The organism is Alteromonas hispanica (assembly GCF_010500915.1).
Lineage (GTDB): Bacteria > Pseudomonadota > Gammaproteobacteria > Enterobacterales > Alteromonadaceae > Alteromonas > Alteromonas hispanica.
This window is the reverse complement of record NZ_JAAAWP010000003.1, coordinates 325,163-346,646: the sequence shown is the minus strand read 5'-3', so window position 1 is coordinate 346,646 and position 21,484 is coordinate 325,163. Positions and strand designations below refer to the sequence as shown.

The following is a 21,484-nucleotide window of genomic DNA, read 5'->3' as shown; positions in this document are numbered from 1 at the left end:
CAGCGTTAACACTCAATTCTCTCATGCCTCGACAGCTTAATTATCGTCCATAGCGTGTTTGCTTTTTGCAGTCACCATACCAGCAACATCCATAATCGCCTTTGCTATTACATCGGGCGCCTCAGTGTGAACCGAGTGGCCCCATTCATCTGAGCGGATATGTTGTCCCTTTATTACTTGCTCAAACAGCTTGTTGTGAAGCGATAACCAAAGTGTTTTACCGCGTGCGGTTTCTTCAATGAACATTGGTTCTGAATATACTTTTGTGGAAGTAAAAATAATTGTCGGGAGCGCTGAGGGTAATGGCGTTAGTTCTGGGTTTGCATTGTCAAGTGTATCAACTAGCACCTGATACTGGAGCCGAAGATGCGATGGTATATACTTCGCGACAGCCTGATCATCAGCAATCACTCGCTCCTTGTCTAGCGCTTTGAAACGCAATCTATGCACCGATGTGGTCGGTTCAACAAGCACCATACCGTCAATAGCTGACAAGCTGGTTTTTAACGTTTCAGTAGCTACTAAGCCGCCGTATGAGTGGCCTACCACAATTACGCTGCCGTCAAGACTGGCTTCTTTTACTTTTTTTCGCATTGTCGCCACATCTTGAGCCAACGTCGTTGGCTTAGCATCACGCGCATTCACGCTTCTCCGGGTTTCGTTAAGTACCCTTATGGTTTTCGGCAAGTGGGCGATCACTGGGCTCCAGATGTCACTTTTCGTGCCAAATCCAGCCTCAAAAATAACGGTAATATCATCAGCGATTGACGTGGCTGACTGAGAAATACACAGAGCGAATATCGCTGCTTTTATCATTTGCATTGAAAGTTCCTGATTATGTTGAAGCAAACTAGCACCAACATTAGCAACGAAGAGGTGAAATCAGAGTCAAATTATTTTCAGAAAATAAGTCTTCTCTGCGTACTGTTCTAATAGCAATATCGTTCGACGTTATCATAACCTAACGCTTACTCGGCGCTGCTGCACTGCCGGCCAAAATGCCACCATCTACGTTCAACTCAATACCAGTAACATACTGAGACTCATCACTGGCCAAATATACTGCAGCATAAGCCACATCTTCTGGTTCTCCCATCTTTCCAATGGGTATTTCTGCTGTGATACATTCAATGGCCTTACAACGACTTTTCCCCTCTCCAAGCATTGCGTCCCACATGGGGGTCAATATTGCACCGGGGTGTATTGAATTACATCGAATTGGATAAGCTTGCTGCGCACAATATAGTGCAACTGACTTGGTATGATTTCGTACCGCCGCTTTACTCGACGCATACGCGGCGGCCCCTGGAATACCTACTAATCCTGAACGAGACGAAATGTTAACGATGCTTGCTTTTTCGGAAGACTTCATAAGACTTATTGCATGTTTGCATCCCAGCATAACGCCATCTAGGTTCGTTCTATGTACCTCACGCCAGCTTTCCATACTGACATGCTCTGGATCAAAAGGCCCAGATGTTTCCAAAAAACCTGTAATGCCCGCATTATTCACAAGAATATCGAGGTGGCCATACTCCTTTGAGATAGCGTGCATTGTATCTTTCCAATCCTGCTCAGAGGTAACATCTAAACGTTTAAACGACGTATTGGTGCCGATAGCCTCAGCGGCTTGCTGCCCCTTCTCACGTTCAATGTCTGATAGAATTACGTACGCGCCTTCCTTTGCGAAAATTTCAGCTATCGCTTTTCCAATACCTTGCGCGGCACCCGTTACCAGCGCGACTTTATTTTTTAACCTTGCCATTATTTCTCCAAGAGAACGTTTCACCGGCATTCAACAACGCCCAGTTTAAGACATGGTCGTGACCCACTTCTTATGCTTTGCTTTATAACTCACCTTGAAATCAGCATAGAGTACATCATCCATCGCCTCGCGAATGTTATATGAAATTATAGCGTAAGACATTGAGGGTAAAATTTAAGTAAAATATTTAGTCGTTGTACCTTACGTGCTGACGTAAGAGCCCCATATTTGCTCTTTCCTACACCCTTATCGCCTAACTCCTAGAGCCGCTGGGTTTATTCAAGAGCAAAGGCGCGCTTTATGCGATGTTTCTGCTTTTTGCTTGAATTCGTGTCATAAACAGATTCCTTTACCTATTATTTACCCTACATGGTTTATGTTGCGGTATATATCATCAAAATGACCAATAACCTCACGTTTGCCAGATGAAAGTGTCGTTTACAGGAAATAAAAAACACTTTTAATTAGCAAGTTAAACGCAGAAAAACACGATTGACCTAATGAAAAAACTATATGCGAACTTTATTTTTGCCCTGTTGGTTATCTTTCAGGTTCAAGCAGATGAGCTTGAAGTTGCGCACAGCAGGGTTGAGGCACTCTTCAATAAAGTGTTATCCGACGATAATGTGCACAACGCTTCTTGGGCTATTTTTTCCCCTTCCAAAAAAATTGATTGGTCTTTTGCCGCAGGACAGTTTAGTTCGGGAGAAAAGGTTTCTGACGCTAATCCATTTTACATCGCGAGCATAGGCAAAACTTTCACCGCCACCGCTATCGCAATGCTTTATGAACAAGGTCATTTAAAACTCGATGACATAATTGCTGAACATCTTCCACAAGAGACTTTGCGCGGTTTACACCTTTATGAAGGTAAAGATTACTCAAACGAAATCACCATAGAGCATCTATTGCAACACACGTCAGGACTGCCAGATTACTTTGAGGATGAAACGACCGACGATAGTCTAAATGGAATGGCCTTGTTGTTTGCTGATACTGAAAAACACTGGGCTCCCGAAGCGTTAATCGCGCTGTCTAAAACGAGTATGAAACCGCACTTCAAGCCAGGAACAGCCTATCGTTACAGTGATACTGGCTATGTTCTGCTAGGCTTAATTGTTGAGCACGTCAGCGGGCTGCATTTACATGAGTTTTTTGCGCAGCATATTTTTGTTCCGCTCAAAATGAAAAACACCTATATGCATTTACGCCAACAACCTGGCTTAGCCACCAAGAAAATGGCAGAGCTATTTGCAGACAACATGGAGCTATCAGGGTTCCAGAGTTTAAGTTTGGATTGGGCGGGTGGTGGTTTAGCTTCAACGGCGAGAGATCTCAATAAATTTCAAACTGCGCTTCACGGCCATCAACTCCTTACACCTGAAACCTTGTCTAAGATGAAGCAGTGGGTCCCTGAGAGCAAAGGACTGTACTATGGGTTCGGCCTGAGAAAAGTGGACGTTGGTGAACGCTTTTCCTCGGCGAATGATTACCGTCTTATTGGTCACACGGGCAGTACCTCTTCATTTATGTTCTTCTGCCCTGATTTAGATATCTATCTATCGGGCACATTTAATCAAATCAATAAGGTCAAAAAGTCTATAGAGATACCGTTCGAAATTTTAAATTACCTAGAAAAGGCAACAAAAAATGAAGATTAAAATTTTTATCGCTTTGCTTTGTGTATCTAATGTTGTCTTTGCACAAGACGCTCGAACGGAACAATGGCAAGCAGATTTAATAACGTATCAGCAAGAGTTGGAAAAGAGACATATTGATCTATTCCATCAGATGGATAAAACGGCATTCGCCAATGAGTTAAATACCCTTCGCGACTCAATTGAGCAATTGTCAGACTGGGAAATTGCCGTAAGCCTGATGCGTCTCACACGAAAAATCGGTGATGGTCATACGGCAGTTTCCCTGACAAATTGGGAATCACATTCCTTTCCCATTACCGTCAACAAGTTTGGCGATAAGTGGCGCCTTGTAAAGGCGCCAAAAGCTCATAGTGACATGTTGGGCGCTAGCCTAGAAACTATCGATGGAATGAACATAGCTGAGATTGAGCGTAAGCTTTCAACTGTCGCTCAGTACGTTGAAAATACCCATTCAGAAACAGTGCGTATTGGAAACTATTTGCCGATTGGCGAACTGCTTTATGCGCTACAAATTACCGAGTCACCTGATAGAGCCGTATTTGGGTTGCGGACAGATGAAGGCAAGACAGCAAGATTAGCACTCACTACGTTGTCTAAAGAGGCGTCAGTGCAAGATAAATACAATCATTTAACCGTTAAAACTGCAGCTATCAAAAAGCCTCTTGATAATAAATTTGATTACCTGTGGTATTCGATCATCGCAGGGAAGAATGCGACTTATATTCGATTTGACAGCTATCCGCCTTTTGAGGAAATGGTCTCATTCGCTGAGCAGTTACTCGTTTTTGTAGACGAAAATCAAACACGGCAACTCGTCATTGATCTGAGAAATAATGGTGGTGGTGATTTGTATGTTGGCTTGGTTTTGGCAAATGCGCTAAACCTTATAGACAATGTTGATTGGAAAGATGGGGTGTACGTACTGACGAGTGCGGTTACTTTCTCTGCTGGTGCGAGTAATGCAGCATTGTTCAGACAGTTACTTAACGCTAAAATAGTGGGTACACCAACGGGTTCAAATCCAACCGGTTATCAGGATATGGGAGATTTTATTCTGCCAAACTCAAACTTGCGAATTACCTATTCAAAACGTTTGTTCCGACTCCAAGAAACAGCAACAAACGGTTTGCTGCCTGATTTATATTTAGAACAGAATTGGGCTGACTTCGCAATTGGCAAGGATAATGTGCTGGATAACGTTATTGAAATGCTCCACTAGTCCGGCTTGCTCATACAACATAAACTTTGAAATCAATAATCACGTGTATTTATCTGGAAAAGCATGACTAGCACGTTGAAAAACCTGAATAACCAATGGTGAAAATTTTGAAATATTTATTGTACTTTGTAATGACGTTTTGGTGCGCTAGCACAATGTCCCTTGAGCTTCATGAAAAAAACGATGTAATAAAGTCGTTACAAGCAGTTATCGCAGACAACTATGTTCTGACTGAAAATATTCCTCAAATAGACAAATCGTTACTCAGTTTGAATAAGACCTTGGCGGTAAGCAAAAGAACTTCTTCAGAAGCGTTTGCATCTTTACCGACATGAAAGGCAGTGCATACGACGATGTCACTATTGAACAGCTTTTAACCATGACCTCAGGTGTGAAGTGGAATGAAGACTATAGCGACCCAAACTCAGATGTTTCAAAATTCAATTTTCACGTTGCAGAAGACGGTATAGACGTTACGGCAAGCTATATGCGCGCGCTAGAGCGCGCTCATGCGCCAGGAACGCAGTTTTTATACAGTACGGGTGAAACAAATCTGATTGGTTTATTAGTGTCTGAGGCAACGGGTAAACCTCTGGCGGAATATCTTTCTGAAAAGATATGGCAGCACATTGATGCCCACCAAGACGCGTCTTGGCTATTGGGCCCTACAGGCCACGAAATTAGTGGTTGCTGTATACAAGCGACGACAAGAGATTTTGCATTATTTGGTGACTTTATCCGAAATGGCGCTGTAGTTAACGGAGAATCTATTGTTCCAGACGGTTGGTTTGAAAAGGCGGTTACAGCGCAAGTCAAATTAGACGAAGAAGGTTCTGGCTACGGCTATCAATGGTGGATATCGGCAAATGATATTTATCAAGGCAAAGGGATCTTTGGTCAAGCCATCTATATTGACCCGAACCGTTCGTTAGTAATTGCTGTCAACGCAAACTGGGAGTCGGCTTCGCATCGCGAAAGCTCGAAATCTCGCGCCCGCATGTTTGACTATTTGACTGGTTTAATTGACAAGGAATAAGCTGCATAGCGCCGATTCTAGCAAGCCCTGTGCTGTTTTACCTAGCGCTTTAAGTTATGATATCTATTGATACGTATAAAGTCGTGGCGATAGCCATAATGAGTATCAACATCTACGTTCGGACCGAATTATACTCGTTGTACTGTATTAAAATCTTCATAGTCAATATTCTTCTTGAGTACGTCGGTAAGTGCTAATTGAGCCATAAATTGGTGTTTTGACAACGACAGCTCCTTGTCTTTTGATGCCCGTCAATGCTCTCAGTTGGGCAGTTAAGTGCGTGATATGGTTATTCAAGAATGTGTTTTCCAGCTTCATTTTTGAGCAATAACTTGAACGTCATCACAGGGAAAGTGGTAATCTACTTCAGGTAAAACTACAAACTTCTAACCCCCTTGATTTTCAGTCATTTGGAATATCGAAAGCTTTATTTTTGCTTTTTATAGTCACATTCTAAACGGTAATAAAAATATATTTGATTTATCTCATTGCAAAAATGCACGGCCGTTCAGCATAACGATTATCCCAATTATTAGCAGTGATTTGAGCTCATCGTACTGCCCCGCAATGAATTTAATCGCATGTTGGTAATACCTTAGAAGCCGTTAAGAGAACTTGTCCACTTCCCCCTTTAATGAGTCATTGTAATGACATAAGCGTATGTAATTTAAAGAAATGACGTGAGCACGACACGTAAATGTCGTAACAATGTCGGCTGATTTTGGGTACTATTTCACTTGAATTATCGTGATACGGAGTAACAAGTAACTATGAAAAATGTCCAGTTTGCTGAGCAGTTAACCTATCAGCGCAAGTTGAAAGGTTTGTCGCAGGAGCAATTAGCGGAAAAAACAAAAGTTACCGTTCGCACCATCCAGCGAATCGAAAAAGGATCCGTCTCTCCGCATCTGCGAACCGTTAAGCTATTAGCTGCGGCGCTTGACATAGAAGTGGACGATTTGATGCAGCTGAATGATCCCCGTGAGGAGAGTATAGAGACAAAATGGCTATTACTAATGCACGTCTCACCATTTGTTGGATTAGTGTTGCCGTTTTTGAATATTCTGTGCCCATTGTTTGTGTGGGTGCACAAACGCGAAGACAGCCCAGTATATGATAGCCATGGACGAGCAGTGATAAATTTTCAGATTACTATGACACTGTTATATGTGCTGGCATTTGCAGCTCTGCTAACTATTCAGGGGTTCGGCTTTTTATTCTTTATCGCGGTTCTGCCCTTTAATGCGGCTATCATGCTTGTCAACATTTTCGCCGTCATTCGACACCGAAAATGCTATTACCCTGCCTTTCCATTTTTAGGCATCAATCACAGGTAGCGGCAAAACCACTTAAGCCAAAATTTAGGAACAATATTATGAGAGCAATAATATATTATCTGCTACTGACGACACTTGCGTTTAATCCACAGTCAGTCGCGGAGGTTAACCCCGAAACCATCGATGACAAAATCGAAAAATTTCAAACTTATATTAAGGATTTTCGTCGACAGAATCTGATCCCGAGTCTGTCCGTGGCAATTGTTAAAAACGGTGATGTCATCATGTTGGAAAGCATCGGCTTTCAGGATCATGATGCTGAAGAGTCCACCACCGAGGACACCAGTTACCTTGTTGCCTCAATTACCAAAACATTCACGGGCATAACATTATTAGCAATGGATGCTGACGGACATATTGATCTCGATGCGGACTTTACTACCTTAAGTGACTGGGACCGTCGCTGTCAGTGGTTAACCACCAGTGATTCAATCTTCGGTGGTGGTATCCTAGATAACGGCGTCCAAGTAGCTGAAGTACAGTGCGGTCAGGTAATTACTCTGCGCCACGTGCTTCAACATCAAGTACAAGGTGAACCAGGTAGCAGTTTTTTCTATAACCCTATCGTTTTTGGTCGTCTTTCCAATTGGGTGGAGGAAAATACCGGTCATAATTGGCGCTACTGGGTTAATAAGTACGTGATCCAACCCGGTAAGCTGTATGACATAGCCACGGGTTGGCGCGATGAAAAGGCAAGCTCAGTGCTGACGCACCTCGCTCCCCCTTTTCGTCATGCGCCTGAAAAGTCTGACGGACTGGATAACGCTATAATGCCTAACACTGAGCTGAACGCAAGCTCGGGCATCATTGCTAGTGCCAAAGCGCTAGCCCGCTATTCCATCGCACTGGATGAGGGAAGAATCATTTCTGAGCCTCTTCGTGAAAAAATGTGGAGCCCTAGCACGGACACTAATGGACAGCCCATGCCTTATGCCTATGGATGGTTTGTACAACAGTGGCAGGGACACAAGCTTGTCTGGCATGGCGGTTGGTGGCCAGACGCGTATGCCGGTTTGTTATTAAAAGCGCCTGAGGAAGGGCTAACCCTAGTGGCGTTGGGTAACACCGACGGTTTGCGGCACGAGGTAAATAGCCTTACCGGCGCGCATATTGAGAAAAACCCTTTGGCTCTAAAATTTCTGGAATTATTCGTCGGCGGAACACAATAGTTTAGCTTATAAAGCTTGCGTTAGGGTGTGAGTAGCCACCACTATCTGATTTACGAACAAAGTATAGGTTCCCAATCCTAGCCGGGATTGACAGTTAGTGGCACCAGACCGAAGTGTAAAACCTAAGCCTGAAGGTCTCAAGCGGCCTTTCAGGTGCTACCCAAACCAACAAATGAAAGTGTCAAATCAGATATGAGCCAATGCGTCTAAAGCCATCTATAGCTGTCCAATCAATGAATGAGTCAATCAATGAACAGCCCAGCGCCTTTCATTCATCTTTCGACTTACCATTGTGATGGTGTTGCAGTAAGCGAATGATAAGGCGTGCTTCTTCTTCGTCTAAATCAAGTAAACCTCGTACTCGTTCAATGTGATGTATGTCATGTTCACTGAGCACACCATCATCTAGTGCACTTCGAACGGTGTCTTTGAACTGGTCTCGTTTAAGCTGCATTTTTCCTGTATAGCTTGAAGATAAAATGCCCGCAGGTAAGGCATAAAAGCAAATACCCATTATGGTAATAAAACCACCGAATATTTTGCCTAGCGAAGTGATGGGAACCGCATCACCATAACCCACCGTGGTTAAAGTCACCAAAGCCCACCAAAGCGAGGCGGGAATGCTGCTAAATATCTCCGGCTGAGCGTTGTGTTCAATGTAGTAAATGCAGGTGGCAGCAATTACGGTAAATAGCATTAGCACACTTAGCGCAGCGACAAGCGAATGGGCTTCGCTGCGCACTACGTCTACCAAAGTTTGGATGGAGCGAGAGTAGCGTCCTATCTTCAATATTCTTAACACTCTGAAAACCCGTAAAATGCGTAGGTCGAGCATAAAGAACATACTGAGGAAAAACGGCAGAATAGCCATCAGGTCGATAATCGCCATTGGGCTTTTTATGTAGTGCCAGCGCTTTTGCCAAGGCGCCCAGCTTTTTGCAGAGCCAATGTGGTGAGTGGTCTTGTCACTCAAATTAGGGTTGGCGGCACTGCTATAAACACGCAGCACGTACTCTGCGCTGAACAAAATAACCGAAACAATTTCAATAGTGTGCAGTTTTGCTAGCCAAGCCTGAGATATGTTGGGAAGTGTTTCGATCATCATCGCAGCAATATTGACAGTAATAATGACAACTAAAAAGAAATCGAAAAGACGACTAGCCTTTTTAAAATGAGCGGCTTCAGAGGCTGGCGCGAGTATGTGATAGCAGGCTTGTTGCAATGTCATTATTAGTTAACTTAGTGAATGCTAAATCATCATTCATTGTAGCTAGAAACCAGATGATTTAAATAGATAAAGAAAAAGCGAATTAGCTTTTACTAATTCGCTTTATTGACTTACTTTCAAGGCACAACCTTATTTGGCGGCCTCATTGAGTTCAAAGGCTAAATTAAGCTTTCGCTTCTCTTGCTATCGCTCGATGAGCTATATCAGTACGATAGTAAACGTCTTTGAATTGAATAGTATTTAGCAACTCGTAGGCTTTTTGCTGTGCTTCGGTCACACTGTTGCCAAGTGCTGTTGCACAAAGCACACGACCACCAGCGGTTACTACTTTGCCGTCGCTAAGTGCCGTACCAGCATGAAACACTTTGCCGTCTAGCTTGTCTGCTTCGTCAAAGCCGGTAATCTCGTCACCTTTCTCATAGCTACCTGGGTAACCGCCTGCAGCAAGCACAACACCTACTGACGCACGAGGGTCAAACTCGATAGTTTGCGTGTCTAGCTCTCCTTTACAGGCTGCTAGGCAAAGAGGAACAAGATCTGACTGCAAACGCAGCATAATGGGCTGGGTTTCTGGGTCGCCAAATCGACAGTTATATTCAATCACTTTTGGCGTGCCGTCAGCCATAATCATCAGGCCAGCATATAGAAAGCCCACGTAGTCATTTCCTTCAGCCGCCATGCCATTAACTGTTGGCATAATAACTTCGTTCATAACACGGTCGTGAATAGCTTGAGTGACAACTGGTGCAGGAGAATATGCGCCCATCCCGCCCGTGTTTGGACCTTTGTCGCCGTCAGCAGCACGTTTGTGATCTTGACTGGTCGCAAACGGCAGCACATTTTTTCCATCTACCATAACGATAAACGACGCTTCTTCACCATCTAAGAACTCTTCAATTACCACGCGGCTACCTGCTTCGCCAAAAGCGTTACCTGCTAACATATCACGAATGGCAGCTTCAGCGTCTTCAAGAGTCATGGCAACAATAACGCCTTTCCCTGCCGCTAAACCGTCGGCTTTTACCACGATAGGCGCGCCTTTTTCGCGTACGTAGGCAATTGCTGGGTCAATTTCAGTGAAATTCTGATATTCCGCAGTGGGTATGTTGTGACGAGCAAGAAAATCTTTGGTAAACGCTTTTGACCCTTCAAGCTGTGCTGCAGCTTGTGTAGGGCCGAAAATAGTTAAGCCTTCATTAGTAAACGTATCAACGACACCTGCCACTAGCGGCGCTTCCGGACCAACAATGGTAAGTTCAACGTCGTTACCTTTCGCAAAAGAAACGAGACCTGCGATGTCGCTTACATCAATAGGTACATTCTCCAGCTTAGGCTCTGTTGCCGTGCCTGCATTTCCAGGCGCGACAAAAACTGTTGAAACTTCAGAAGACTGCGCTGCTTTAAATGCTAGCGCGTGTTCGCGACCACCGCCGCCAATGACAAGTACGTTCATTCACTATTCCGTTTATGCTTTAAGTTGTAAATTAATTAGGCTTTTTAAATTTAAGCGTCATGCGATTACTCTCGCCAATGGCAAGGTATTTATCGCGGTCTTGATCTTCTAATGCCAATCTTGGAGGAAGTGTCCACACGCCTTTCGGGTGGTCGGCATTATCCATAGCGTTGGCATTAATATCGCTGCTTGCTTCTAGCATGAAGCCCGCTTTTTCAGCAGCCGCAACAACATATGAGCGCTTCATGTAGCCGCTAGATGTCATTACCGCATCGTCGGCACTTTCTGGTAATTCGTGTTCAACCACACCTAAAACACCACCAGGCTTCAGTGCTTTAAAGAAGGCACCAAAAGCATTGTCGATACCTGTATCACCCTCTCGCATATACCAGTTATGTACATTGCGGAAAGTCAGCACCATGTCAGCACTTCCAGCGTCAATAATATCAAGGGCTTTGGTTGGGTGGAATGCGGTTACTGCTGCACCTTCATATTTTCCACCTGCTTGGGTTTTTTCTTTGAAAGCGGCTAGGGCTTTTTTGTAGTAATCGTTGGTCGATTCATCAACGTAGAAGTGTGCGGCAACATATTTTCCGCTGTCTTTTACAACGGGGTATAAAATATCCGTATACCAACCACCACCTGGCGAAATTTCAACTACCGTCATCTCAGGCTTCAGGCCAAAGAAACGGAGGGTTTGCTGTGGTTTACGGTATTCATCTCTGGCTTTGGCGTCTGAGGTACGCAGTTCGCTTTTTACGGCGTCTGAAATGGCATCGGCAGACGCATAGCACGCAGACATGCCAAGCGTTGCGGCTAACATTAGTTGGGCTAACTTTTTCATTATTATTTCCTTTTCTGTCTAGGGTATTTATTCGGTGCAGCTTAGCCTAAAGCATCGCATCACCCAAATTATGGTGTATTTCAGCCTATGCTTTTTACTACACAGCTGAATAGCTAAACAACTGATAGCTAAATACTACAACCACAGGGTTAACAGTATTACTACAAACTACCATAAGTAAGATCAAGCCTATCAGTTAACCGTAACATGCTTTTGATACCTAGCAGAATAATTCGGTCCTTTATCGTTTTCACTTTGAGCTTTGCTACGGCCTTATACCTCCAGTAAATGAACCTGAGATATACAAACTAGCGCTGCCTTATAGATGCAAAGGCCATAAGGCAAAAGCTAAAAAGGGTAAATAATAAACTTAAAGCCTCTGCGACAAAACCGCCGCAGAGGTGCCCCCTTGGATGGGATACTTTCTTTTTTGGTCTGTTGACCAATAGCCGCTTAATGGCGGAAGTGGCGCATGCCTGTGAACACCATCGCAATGCCGTGTTCGTCAGCTGCGTCAATCACCTCTTGGTCACGCATTGAGCCACCAGGCTGGATAACAGCCTTAATGCCCGCTTCTGCAGCTGCATCAATACCATCACGGAATGGGAAGAATGCGTCAGAGGCCATTACTGAGCCGGCTACTTCTAGGTTTTCGTCGGCAGCTTTAATACCCGCAATTTTCGCAGAGTACACGCGGCTCATTTGCCCTGCGCCAACGCCTATAGTCATGCCATCTTTGCAATACACAATGGCATTAGACTTAACGTATTTGGCTACTTTCCAGCAGAACATAAGGTCGCGAAGCTGCTCTTCAGAAGGCTTAACCTTGGTGACTACTGTTAAATCTTCTCTCTCAACCATACCGAAGTCGCGCTCTTGAACTAGCAGGCCGCCATTAACGCGTTTAAAGTCGTAACCTTCGGTCAACTGACCAGTCCAGTCGCCACATGCTAGAAGGCGTACGTTCTTCTTCGCACTGACTACCTCTTTCGCTTCGTCGCTAACGGTTGGAGCAATAATCACTTCAACGAACTGACGATCTACAATAGCCTGCGCTGTTTTAGCATCGAGTTCGCGGTTAAAAGCAATGATACCGCCGAACGCTGAGGTGGGGTCGGTTTTAAACGCGCGATCGTAGGCACTCAAAATGTCGTCGCCAATGGCAACACCGCAAGGATTAGCGTGTTTTACAATAACGCACGCCGGTTCGTCGAATTCTTTTACGCACTCTAGTGCTGAGTCGGTATCGGCAATATTATTAAACGATAGCTCTTTACCCTGCAGCTGTTCAGCAGTGGCAACAGAAGCTTCTTGAATTGTGTTTTCAACGTAAAATGCGGCATTTTGGTGGCTGTTTTCACCATAGCGCAAGTCTTGCTTTTTGCTCATTTGAACGTTGAAAGTGCGTGGGAATTCACTGTGCTGGTGGTCGCAGTCTTCTTCGCACTCTGTACTATCTAAGCGAGCACCAAAGTAGTTAGCAATCATGCCGTCGTATTCAGCAGTATGCTCGAAAGCCTTTATAGCAAGGTCAAAACGAGTCTGATACTTTAATGAACCATCATTGGCGTTCATTTCTGCTAAAACATTGTCGTAATCTGCTGCATTAACCACAATAGTCACGTCTTTGTGGTTTTTTGCTGCCGCACGCACCATTGTAGGGCCGCCAATATCGATGTTCTCGATGGCATCTTCTAAAGTGCAATCTTCATTGGCCACAGTAGCTGCGAACGGGTAGAGGTTAACTACCACTAAGTCGATAGGCGCAATGTTGTTTTCTTCCATTACTGCTTCATCAACGCCGCGGCGAGCCAGTATGCCGCCGTGTACTTTCGGGTGAAGGGTTTTTACTCGGCCAGCCATAATTTCAGGGTGACCTGTGTGATCAGACACTTCCTTTACAGGAAGGCCTGCTTCAGCGAGAAGTTTAGCGGTACCGCCAGTCGACAAAAGCTCAACGCCAGCGTTATGCAGCGCTTTTGCGAAATCGACAATACCTGTTTTATCAGAGACACTTAAAAGAGCACGTTTGATTGGTTTTGGTGTTTGCATAAATGTAGTAGCTTCAAAGTTGTAGTGTTGAAACAAAAAGAGCACCGTATGGTGCTCTTTACTGGGCAAAGCCCTTAAAATCTTAGTTCATGCCGTATTGCTTTAGCTTTTTGCGAAGTGTGCCACGGTTGATGCCCATCATGATAGCCGCGCGAGTTTGGTTGCCGCGGGTATAAGTCATGACTTCCTCTAGCAGTGGAGCTTCCACTTCAGCGAGTACCATTTCGTACAAGTTATCGATGTTTGCGTTGTCTAGTTGCTTAAGGTACTTATTTACCGCTTGCTTAACAGAATCGCGCAAAGGCTTTTGAGCCTGCGTTTGTGAAGGCGTAGTTACGGTAGTAGTAAAAGGTGAAGTCACGTTTTGATCGAACATAATACTGTGTTGCTCTTTAGTTAGTCATCACTATGCTGCCGGAGAAATCTGTCGGTTTTCTCGAGTCTGCAGCGCTTGAAAATATGCATTTAGTGCATCGAGTTGCTTATTCGCATCTTCGATAGCGTTAAACGATTTACGAAACTGACGATCCGTATCATGTTCCGAGAGATACCAGCCCACGTGCTTCCGGGCTATTCTCACGCCTGCTGCCTCCCCATAAAAATCTTGTACGTTAGCGACGTGCTCGTGCAAAATTTCATATTGTTGAGACAGCGGTGGTGGTGCTATGGTTTCGCCCGTTTCAAGATAATGTTGAATTTGATTAAAAATCCAAGGTTTACCCTGCGCGCCGCGACCAATCATAACGCCATCTGCACCTGTGTAATTCAGTACCTCTTGTGCCTTTTGTGCAGAAGTAATGTCACCATTTGCAATGACCGGTATTGAAATTGCCGCCTTAATTCGGCGTATGGTGTCGTACTCTGCCTCTCCTTTATACATACATGCTCTTGTTCTACCGTGAACGGCGAGCGATTGTATGCCGTTTTGCTCTGCAATGCGGGCAATCTCTACCCCATTGCGATTTTCTGGATTCCAGCCGGTGCGTATTTTAAGTGTTACAGGAACATCAACAGCGTTTACTACCGCTTTAATGATACTTTCCACTGTGTCTGGGTACTGAAGCAATGCTGAACCTGCAAGCTTCTTGTTCACCTTCTTTGCAGGGCAACCCATATTGATGTCGATGATTTGCGCACCATTATCAACATTGAACTGCGCTGCCTGTGCCATAAGCTCAGGGTCGGCACCCGCTATCTGTACAGAGCGAACTCCTTCTTCACCCTCATGGTTCATTCGCGCTTGTGATTTTGCGGTATTCCAAACTTTCGGATTACTCGACAACATCTCTGACACAACAAGACCTGCGCCTAAACGCTTGCACAATTGCCGAAACGGTCGGTCAGTTACGCCAGCCATGGGAGCTAACATCAAATTGTTATCTAACTTGTATGGTCCAATTTGCAAAGGTTGTTGCAAAGTATGTCGCATAGGTTTTTGCATAAGTTAACGCGAAGCTCACCATCTATAATTGCACAGAAATTATACACCCGGCTAAAACGGGGCGCTAAGTGTACGTGTTTTCGCAATGCTTGAAAAGGCTAAAAATCACACAAAATTTCACTAAACGGTATTGACAGCAAAAAAAATCTGTATTGTTAGTAATCTAACGCGAAAATGTTGGTGAAATTTTGTGCTTAAGACTTGAAAGCCACGATTTAAAAGGGATGTAATGTGAAAAAATTTAACAATTACCCCCATTTTTTATTGTTTGAACGGTTGTGCAACACTGGAAAAAACAACTTATAGCTGAAAAAGTATGCGGGTTCAGTGAACAATAAAGATCACGGATGGTGTCTTATTGAGCGCGCGGCACTAATGCTTACGCCCTGATACTCTTGCCCATTCACCGTCTATTGCACTGGGGTCCAGTGAAATATCCTTGGCATAGGCACTTTCAATAGTTTCCACTTGTTCAGCTAAAATACCCGACAGCACAAGCAGGCCGTCAGATTTGCAATACCCTGTAATGACTTCTCTTAATTCGAGAAGGGGGCCGGAGAGTATATTGGCAACGACTACGTCAGCTTCTAGTGTTGGTTGATTTTCTGGCAAAAAAACGTCCAAACGATCTTCAACACCGTTTCGACGGGCATTTTCTTGCGTGGCTTGTAAGGCCTGTGGATCGATATCAATTCCGATTACACGTTTGGCCCCTAGTTTTAAGGCGGCTAACGCCAAAATGCCGGAGCCACAGCCGAAGTCCACCACGGTTTTGTCAGTCATGTCGATACCATCTAACCAGCGTAAACATAAGGCAGTCGTGGGGTGGGTGCCCGTACCAAAGGCAAGGCCTGGGTCTAGCATCACATTAACGGCATTCGGGTCAGGAACGTCACGCCAGCTTGGGCAAATCCATAGTCGCTCACCGAATTGCATAGGATGGAAGTTGTCCATCCACTCACGCTCCCAGTCTTTGTCTTCTAGTGGTTCAAGCTTGTATTTGAAGTCTGGGCCTAATATTTTTGCTTTGGCTAGTCGAGCTATAATACGTTTCATGTCGGCGTCGGCTTTAAACAAACCCACCACTTGGGTGTCTGGCCAAAGCAGTACTTCGCCGGGCTTGGGTTCGTACATAGGCGTATCTTTCGCATCTACATAGGTAACCGCTTGTGAGCCATTTGCACTTAGCATATCGCCAATTGCATCTGCATACTCTGAGGTAGTATTAATTCGTAGTTGTAACCAAGCCATAGTGATTGTTCATTAACGTGTTTACCACTATTGTACCTCTCACCTCAATTAAACGAAATCGACCGGGTAATAAAAATACCTGTCGTGCATCGTTAATTAGGTAAAAAGCCTCTTCGCGAAGCAAACCTTATCGTTTTGTTGTTTTCGCTCAAATGTCATGCTCAAAAATTAACCTTTTGTCGACTACCAACAATTCATAAAGGTTGTATCATCACCAACTAACCCTCTTTGTAAATGAGAATCACTAACATATGCGAGCACTCCTTTTAGCTTTAAACCTCTTATTGATGTGTTTTGATGCGCATTCTCGCGAGTTAGAGGTGGCAATTGGGTGGGACAAACCTCCGTATGTAGTGGCTGCTAATGATAGTGGTTTTGAGGTGGAGTTAATTCGTGCGATTGTGAATGACATGGGTTATGAGTTTAAGCCGTTGTATTTGCCTTTTGGTAGAACTGCTAAAGTGCTCAACCAAGGCGCAGTAGATATTGGCCTAACAATGACTGACTCTCATGATGTCTCCCAAGACATACTCTCTAGCCCTTACATTGTGTATCAAAACGTTGCAATTACCCGTGCAGATAGAAAACTTAATCTCGACAGTGTTGACGCATTAAAAACGAGAAGCGTTGTGGCTTTTCAAACGGCAACATCGGTATTAGGTGAAGAGTTCCACCACATTTTTGCAGCCCACCCCACATATCTTGAAATGGCGAAACAAGAACGCCAAGTAGACATGCTAATGCTAGGAAGCGTTGATGTTGCTGTAATGGACAGAAATATCTTTTCTCATTTTAAGAATCAAGACGATAGATATAAAAACGACGATGTTGTTTTTCACGAACTGTTTCCAGTTTCCACTTATCGAGCGGGAATTCCAGACAAGTCACTGCGTGAATCGTTTAATCACAGCTTGTCTTTGTTTATCAAAAGCGGTCGCTACCAAGCATTGTTAGAAAAATACGGGCTCGAATGGAGCGGCTTAAACGGTTTGTTCGCCTATGTCTCAAACGAAACTGCGGATATTTCTTACTCGAAGTAGCGTCCACTAAAGACTGTGAACCGCTCAATTAGCCACGAAGCGGCCGATAAGTAAGACTAGTTTCTGTTGCTTTAGATGCTTTTATTACAAAATCAAAGCGGCAAGTCTATTTTCCAACTTATCCTCAGTTAACAGCCCGCCTGCTCTTGTTATTTTCATTACATATGAACTATTTTTGCTGCATAGTATAAAAAGTACCTGATGCTTTAAAAAAATACACCGCTGATTGCTTGCAGGGCCTGTCGCCTTAGTGAGCCTCAGCGGCCATGTGCCATAAAAGGGAAAAATAATGATAAAGAAGTGGTATCTACTCATTTTTGTCGCGCTATGCGGCGCTTGTACAACAACAAGTAAACAGCAAAACATGGCGTTGGAGTGGCTGGATAAACCGGCTCACGTCCAAGCCGCTGCTATTCAATCTGGCGAACTAACGTCGTACGACTTGGTATCAGGCTACTTAGCTCGCATCGAGCGCCTAGATACTGATGCAAACAGTATTCTTGCTGTAAATAGCCAAGCTCTTGAGCAGGCTAAGCGCATAGATGCAAAGATTGAAAATGGCGAAAACGTTGGCGCGCTGGCTGGTATTCCAGTGTTATTAAAAGACAACATTGAAACGAGCGAGATGGCAACTACCGCGGGCTCAATGGCACTACTAAATAATATGACGGAGCGCGACGCGCCTATTGTTGCCAAGCTAAAAGCATCAGATGCCATCATTCTAGGTAAAACCAATTTGTCAGAGTGGGCGAACTTTCGATCCGAGTCATCCATTAGTGGGTGGAGTGCCGTAGGTGGGTTAACTCGTAATCCACATTTATTATCAAGAAGCGCCTGTGGTTCTTCATCAGGTTCGGGTGCCGCTATGGCTCTTCGCCTAGCTTCTTTAGCGGTGGGAACAGAAACCAATGGTTCAATTATCTGCCCGTCATCTATGAACGGCGTGGTTGGTTTCAAGCCAACGGTGGGAATGCTCTCGCGTACTCACATTGTTCCTATCTCGTTTAGCCAAGATACTGCAGGGCCGATGACCAATAATGTGCAAGATGCATGGTTAATGGCTTCTATCATGGCCGGCTCGGATGGCAAAGACAGCGCAACAAAAGCCGCCGATGAACATGTGATCAAAACGCCGAAGGCATCGCTAATTTCCACAGATTTGAAGGGGATTCGTGTGGGGGTAGTTCGTTACCGCCAGGGTGACAACCCACACGTGCTAGAAGCCTATGAAAACGCACTGAACAGTTTGAAGAACGCCGGTGCTACCTTGGTAGACATCGAAGACTTTGAGCAGCCAGATAGCTTTTGGGCCGATTCTTACAATGTATTACTGGCAGAGTTTCATGCATCAATAAATGAGTACCTCGCTGATTCGCCGGCAGATATCCCTGCACGAGACTTGGCCTCTCTTATTGAGTTTAATAAGGGCGATGACCGTGAGTTGGTTTTGTTCAATCAAGATATTTTTGAAAAATCATTAGAAGCAGCCTCTATAGAAAGTGAAGAGTACAAGTCGGCGCTAGCCCTTATTCAACAAACTGCGGGAGCGAATGGTATCGACACGCTCATGAAACAGCACAACGTAGATGTGTTGGTGTCTCCCTCTAACAGCCCTTCCTTTTTAATTGATGGTGTTTACGGCGATCATTCACCAGGAGGGTTTATCGGTATTGGATATCTCGCTGCTGTAGCTGGATACCCTCATTTAACCGTGCCGGCTGGTGAGGTGAAGCATCTCCCTGTGGGATTAAGTTTTATTGCAGGTAAATGGATGGATGAGAAAGTGCTGAGGATTGGCAGCGTGTTTGAGGCTAAACACGGGTTTACTATTACGCCGGGCCTCTTACCATCAAGACTAGATGCGCCAGAGTTAAAACCTCTTACTGATGGCATCGTGTCTAAATAAGGTGTGTATCTAAGTAAGATGCTTAAACGAAGCATTTGAATGACGCTTTTCAGTGAGCGTTAGAACTTAACAACGCTATTTAGAACGGGTCAAGGTAATAAAAAAAGGGCTCAAACAAATCATTGTTTGGGCCCTTTTATTTTGACCTATAGCTTGTGTTTTCAGCTTTTATCGTAGCCTTATATGTTCACGTTAGCGCGCTTTAGCATTGCTGTTGTTTGTATAAGCAATCAACTAGGCTAACGTTCTACCAAAGCGTTGACAATTAGCCAGGTTTTTTAACCCATGCACTACACCAGCCGTCAGCATTAACCAGTTTTCCTGGGAAAATGTTACAAGGGCGATACTGCTCACCATCTGCGCCTTGAACATACATACAATTGCTGCACTTTGCGCCTTCAACTGTTGAAGACGGCGTGTAATTTAGCGCTTTAGCGGTAGCGTCGTCTGCGCTTAGCTGCTCTTGCGCTTGAGCGCGCAGTGCCACGCCACCTAACGTTAACCCTATCAGTGTAGAGCCCGTAAGCTTCATAAAGTCACGGCGATTAACAGATTTCATAACATTCTCCCAATGAGATAGAAACGATAATGATTCTTTTTTATTCAGTGCCTTAAACGCAAAAAACCTGCCCAAAGAGAGCAGGTTTTTCGACTTCATACTTAATACTAACTCTTTTTGAGTAAAGATCGACAAAATTTATGTGAATTGCATTATTTACCGATTAATAAATATTCATAAAGTGTGGAGCTGCTATTAAATATAAGACCGCAAACTTGTTAAGAAGTTTTCTTCCTATCAAGTTTTACATGCGGTTTCGCATAAGCGAACTGCGCCAGTCTTTGGCTTTTATGATAACTATCTAACCCAGAAATTGAAGCAGTGCTCAGTGCTTCTATATCTAAATAACCGTCTTTATGCAGTGCATGTTTATCAAAAATAACTTCTTGTATTTCACCAATTACCATTTCGGTTTTGTTTAGAAGCGTAAAATGCTGCGCTACCTTCAAACCAATTTTTACCTCACTTTCCTTCACGTAAGGCGCGGGAAGTCCATCACTGAAAAATGGTGTAAGCCCTACAGCGTCAAATTCACTTTCGTTTTGTTCATAACGCGCTGACGTTTGATGGGCCTTATCAATCCAATCGGTATGAACATGGTTAAGCGTGTAATAACCCTGCTGTTTTATATTGTCTAATGAATCGCGTTGTACAGTGTGTGGGCGCATTATCATGCCTAGCAGAGGCGGATTTGCACCGACGTGTACTACCGAGCTAATGATGGCCAAATTATTGGTTTTACCATCTGAGCTACCAAGCAGAGCAGCAGACTTAAAGCCAGATAAGCTATTGATAAGGTTGGCTCTATAGCGCTGCTCTAATTCATCTAAATCGTCGCGGGTCATGCGATCAGTCATTTTCTCTTTCTGCCTCTATAGAAAGTTCGTCACCATGCTGAAAAACTCTAAGCTCAATGGGCTGGCAGCAGACTTGACAATCAAGAACCTGAATTTGCCCCACATCGTTCATTTCGTCAATTTCAACATCGTTCGGTGCCATGCAGTATGGGCAGGAAAACCCCATCGCGCGTGTCAAACTCATAATTATCTTCACTATTTAAAATTTGTACCCATAGTTACGGGTATTTTCTTTTGCTGGATTGATTTTACTTCTCAATATGCACGCTTGTGATCACAACGTCATTTTATCGGTATAAATTAAGACGAATTGTCTGAAGAATACATATAGGACTAGTATATTTATATAGGTGCTTTTTGTGGCAAATACCGTTGGCATCTGTCCGTGTTGTAAGCGAAAAACACGGCTCACCTTTCATCATCTTATCCCGAAGAAAATGCATCGACGTCCGTTTTTCAAAAAAAACTATACCAAGGCGCAGCTGCAAGAGGGCGTGTATATCTGTCGACAGTGCCACAGTGGTATTCATCGCTTCTATGATGAAATGATGCTGGCGAAACGGCTTTCAACATTGCAGTTGCTGCTAGCTGACGAGCAGCTCACCACATTTTTCAATTGGGTTGCGAAACAGCGAGTAAAGGTTGATTAATGGTGCTGTATAAATA

21 protein-coding genes are annotated in these 21,484 nt (G+C 44.2%); 9 read left to right on the top strand and 12 right to left on the bottom strand.

Annotated elements, in window-relative coordinates:
- Positions 1-36: 36 nt before the first annotated feature.
- On the bottom strand, positions 37-822 hold the full coding sequence (locus tag GTW09_RS06995; RefSeq protein ID WP_163111166.1) for an alpha/beta fold hydrolase: 786 nt from the start codon (positions 820-822) through the stop codon (positions 37-39).
- Between the two features lie 139 nt (positions 823-961).
- Positions 962-1,765 (bottom strand): glucose 1-dehydrogenase, encoded by an 804-nt coding sequence (locus GTW09_RS06990; RefSeq protein WP_163111164.1) that lies wholly within the window; start codon positions 1,763-1,765, stop codon positions 962-964.
- A gap of 500 nt (positions 1,766-2,265) precedes the next feature.
- Here GTW09_RS06990 and GTW09_RS06985 point away from each other — a divergent pair, with 500 nt between their 5' ends.
- The 6 genes from GTW09_RS06985 to GTW09_RS06960 all read left to right on the top strand — a co-directional run bounded on the left by GTW09_RS06985 (position 2,266) and on the right by GTW09_RS06960 (position 8,187).
- Positions 2,266-3,426 (top strand): serine hydrolase domain-containing protein, encoded by a 1,161-nt coding sequence (locus GTW09_RS06985; RefSeq protein ID WP_163111162.1) that lies wholly within the window; start codon positions 2,266-2,268, stop codon positions 3,424-3,426.
- Positions 3,416-4,645, top strand: coding sequence for a S41 family peptidase (locus GTW09_RS06980; protein ID WP_163111160.1), 1,230 nt, complete (start codon positions 3,416-3,418; stop codon positions 4,643-4,645). The genes GTW09_RS06985 and GTW09_RS06980 overlap by 11 nt, the downstream gene beginning before the upstream one ends.
- A gap of 107 nt (positions 4,646-4,752) precedes the next feature.
- On the top strand, positions 4,753-4,980 hold the full coding sequence (locus GTW09_RS06975) for a hypothetical protein (protein ID WP_163111158.1): 228 nt from the start codon (positions 4,753-4,755) through the stop codon (positions 4,978-4,980).
- The gene (locus GTW09_RS06970; RefSeq protein ID WP_163111156.1) at positions 4,977-5,681 is read left to right on the top strand and encodes a serine hydrolase domain-containing protein; all 705 of its coding nucleotides are present in this window, start codon (positions 4,977-4,979) and stop codon (positions 5,679-5,681) included. The genes GTW09_RS06975 and GTW09_RS06970 overlap by 4 nt, the downstream gene beginning before the upstream one ends.
- A 770-nt stretch (positions 5,682-6,451) precedes the next feature.
- Complete coding sequence (locus GTW09_RS06965; RefSeq protein WP_163111154.1) at positions 6,452-7,018, top strand: helix-turn-helix domain-containing protein; 567 nt, start codon at positions 6,452-6,454, stop codon at positions 7,016-7,018.
- 38 nt (positions 7,019-7,056) lie between these two features.
- Positions 7,057-8,187, top strand: a complete 1,131-nt coding sequence (locus GTW09_RS06960; protein WP_163111152.1) for a serine hydrolase domain-containing protein — start codon at positions 7,057-7,059, stop codon at positions 8,185-8,187.
- 268 nt (positions 8,188-8,455) lie between these two features.
- Here the strand turns inward: GTW09_RS06960 and GTW09_RS06955 are convergent, their stop codons facing one another.
- The 7 genes from GTW09_RS06955 to prmA all read right to left on the bottom strand — a co-directional run bounded on the left by GTW09_RS06955 (position 8,456) and on the right by prmA (position 16,456).
- Positions 8,456-9,415, bottom strand: coding sequence for an ion transporter (locus GTW09_RS06955; protein WP_163111150.1), 960 nt, complete (start codon positions 9,413-9,415; stop codon positions 8,456-8,458).
- A 163-nt stretch (positions 9,416-9,578) separates the two neighbouring features.
- Entirely contained in the window at positions 9,579-10,868 is a 1,290-nt protein-coding gene (gene purD, locus GTW09_RS06950) for a phosphoribosylamine--glycine ligase (protein ID WP_163111148.1), read from the bottom strand.
- Positions 10,869-10,899: 31 nt separating this feature from the next.
- Positions 10,900-11,712: a class I SAM-dependent methyltransferase gene (locus tag GTW09_RS06945; protein ID WP_071980943.1), complete on the bottom strand. Its 813-nt coding sequence runs from the start codon at positions 11,710-11,712 to the stop codon at positions 10,900-10,902.
- A gap of 453 nt (positions 11,713-12,165) precedes the next feature.
- A complete protein-coding gene (gene purH / locus GTW09_RS06940; protein ID WP_163111146.1) occupies positions 12,166-13,764 on the bottom strand; it encodes a bifunctional phosphoribosylaminoimidazolecarboxamide formyltransferase/IMP cyclohydrolase in 1,599 nt (532 codons plus the stop codon).
- A gap of 82 nt (positions 13,765-13,846) precedes the next feature.
- Positions 13,847-14,140: a DNA-binding transcriptional regulator Fis gene (gene fis, locus GTW09_RS06935; RefSeq protein ID WP_012520109.1), complete on the bottom strand. Its 294-nt coding sequence runs from the start codon at positions 14,138-14,140 to the stop codon at positions 13,847-13,849.
- Positions 14,141-14,170: 30 nt separating this feature from the next.
- Entirely contained in the window at positions 14,171-15,169 is a 999-nt protein-coding gene (gene dusB / locus GTW09_RS06930) for a tRNA dihydrouridine synthase DusB (protein WP_163111429.1), read from the bottom strand.
- Between the two features lie 408 nt (positions 15,170-15,577).
- Positions 15,578-16,456, bottom strand: a complete 879-nt coding sequence (prmA, locus tag GTW09_RS06925; RefSeq protein WP_163111144.1) for a 50S ribosomal protein L11 methyltransferase — start codon at positions 16,454-16,456, stop codon at positions 15,578-15,580.
- A gap of 251 nt (positions 16,457-16,707) precedes the next feature.
- Between prmA and GTW09_RS06920 the strand changes: the two genes are divergently transcribed.
- Together GTW09_RS06920 and GTW09_RS06915 are read left to right on the top strand one after the other, a co-directional pair.
- Positions 16,708-17,496: a substrate-binding periplasmic protein gene (locus GTW09_RS06920; protein WP_163111142.1), complete on the top strand. Its 789-nt coding sequence runs from the start codon at positions 16,708-16,710 to the stop codon at positions 17,494-17,496.
- Between the two features lie 289 nt (positions 17,497-17,785).
- Complete coding sequence (locus tag GTW09_RS06915) at positions 17,786-19,402, top strand: amidase (RefSeq protein WP_163111140.1); 1,617 nt, start codon at positions 17,786-17,788, stop codon at positions 19,400-19,402.
- Between the two features lie 265 nt (positions 19,403-19,667).
- Here GTW09_RS06915 and GTW09_RS06910 read toward each other — a convergent pair whose 3' ends face one another.
- The 3 genes from GTW09_RS06910 to GTW09_RS06900 all read right to left on the bottom strand — a co-directional run bounded on the left by GTW09_RS06910 (position 19,668) and on the right by GTW09_RS06900 (position 21,002).
- The gene (locus GTW09_RS06910; protein WP_163111138.1) at positions 19,668-19,961 is read right to left on the bottom strand and encodes a high-potential iron-sulfur protein; all 294 of its coding nucleotides are present in this window, start codon (positions 19,959-19,961) and stop codon (positions 19,668-19,670) included.
- A 218-nt stretch (positions 19,962-20,179) separates the two neighbouring features.
- A complete protein-coding gene (locus GTW09_RS06905) occupies positions 20,180-20,818 on the bottom strand; it encodes a flavin reductase family protein (RefSeq protein ID WP_163111123.1) in 639 nt (212 codons plus the stop codon).
- The gene (locus GTW09_RS06900; protein ID WP_071980937.1) at positions 20,811-21,002 is read right to left on the bottom strand and encodes a zinc ribbon domain-containing protein; all 192 of its coding nucleotides are present in this window, start codon (positions 21,000-21,002) and stop codon (positions 20,811-20,813) included. Before GTW09_RS06900 ends, GTW09_RS06905 begins: the two co-directional genes overlap by 8 nt.
- A gap of 175 nt (positions 21,003-21,177) precedes the next feature.
- Between GTW09_RS06900 and GTW09_RS06895 the strand changes: the two genes are divergently transcribed.
- Positions 21,178-21,468, top strand: coding sequence for a hypothetical protein (locus tag GTW09_RS06895; RefSeq protein ID WP_239059305.1), 291 nt, complete (start codon positions 21,178-21,180; stop codon positions 21,466-21,468).
- Positions 21,469-21,484: the final 16 nt, after the last annotated feature.

Excerpts from the sequence above, each read along its gene's own strand:
- GTW09_RS06915 (WP_163111140.1), top strand. The coding sequence starts at position 17,786 with ATGATAAAGAAGTGGTATCTACTCATTTTTGTCGCGCTATGCGGCGCT.
- purD (WP_163111148.1), bottom strand. The coding sequence starts at position 10,868 with ATGAACGTACTTGTCATTGGCGGCGGTGGTCGCGAACACGCGCTAGCA.
- fis (WP_012520109.1), bottom strand. The coding sequence starts at position 14,140 with ATGTTCGATCAAAACGTGACTTCACCTTTTACTACTACCGTAACTACG.
- GTW09_RS06905 (WP_163111123.1), bottom strand. The coding sequence starts at position 20,818 with ATGACTGATCGCATGACCCGCGACGATTTAGATGAATTAGAGCAGCGC.
- GTW09_RS06945 (WP_071980943.1), bottom strand. The coding sequence starts at position 11,712 with ATGAAAAAGTTAGCCCAACTAATGTTAGCCGCAACGCTTGGCATGTCT.
- GTW09_RS06965 (WP_163111154.1), top strand. The coding sequence starts at position 6,452 with ATGAAAAATGTCCAGTTTGCTGAGCAGTTAACCTATCAGCGCAAGTTG.
- GTW09_RS06900 (WP_071980937.1), bottom strand. The coding sequence starts at position 21,002 with ATGAGTTTGACACGCGCGATGGGGTTTTCCTGCCCATACTGCATGGCA.
- GTW09_RS06955 (WP_163111150.1), bottom strand. The coding sequence starts at position 9,415 with ATGACATTGCAACAAGCCTGCTATCACATACTCGCGCCAGCCTCTGAA.
- GTW09_RS06995 (WP_163111166.1), bottom strand. The coding sequence starts at position 822 with ATGCAAATGATAAAAGCAGCGATATTCGCTCTGTGTATTTCTCAGTCA.
- prmA (WP_163111144.1), bottom strand. The coding sequence starts at position 16,456 with ATGGCTTGGTTACAACTACGAATTAATACTACCTCAGAGTATGCAGAT.
- GTW09_RS06960 (WP_163111152.1), top strand. The coding sequence starts at position 7,057 with ATGAGAGCAATAATATATTATCTGCTACTGACGACACTTGCGTTTAAT.
- purH (WP_163111146.1), bottom strand. The coding sequence starts at position 13,764 with ATGCAAACACCAAAACCAATCAAACGTGCTCTTTTAAGTGTCTCTGAT.
- GTW09_RS06910 (WP_163111138.1), bottom strand. The coding sequence starts at position 19,961 with ATGAAATCTGTTAATCGCCGTGACTTTATGAAGCTTACGGGCTCTACA.
- GTW09_RS06920 (WP_163111142.1), top strand. The coding sequence starts at position 16,708 with ATGCGAGCACTCCTTTTAGCTTTAAACCTCTTATTGATGTGTTTTGAT.
- GTW09_RS06980 (WP_163111160.1), top strand. The coding sequence starts at position 3,416 with ATGAAGATTAAAATTTTTATCGCTTTGCTTTGTGTATCTAATGTTGTC.
- GTW09_RS06990 (WP_163111164.1), bottom strand. The coding sequence starts at position 1,765 with ATGGCAAGGTTAAAAAATAAAGTCGCGCTGGTAACGGGTGCCGCGCAA.
- GTW09_RS06970 (WP_163111156.1), top strand. The coding sequence starts at position 4,977 with ATGAAAGGCAGTGCATACGACGATGTCACTATTGAACAGCTTTTAACC.
- GTW09_RS06985 (WP_163111162.1), top strand. The coding sequence starts at position 2,266 with ATGAAAAAACTATATGCGAACTTTATTTTTGCCCTGTTGGTTATCTTT.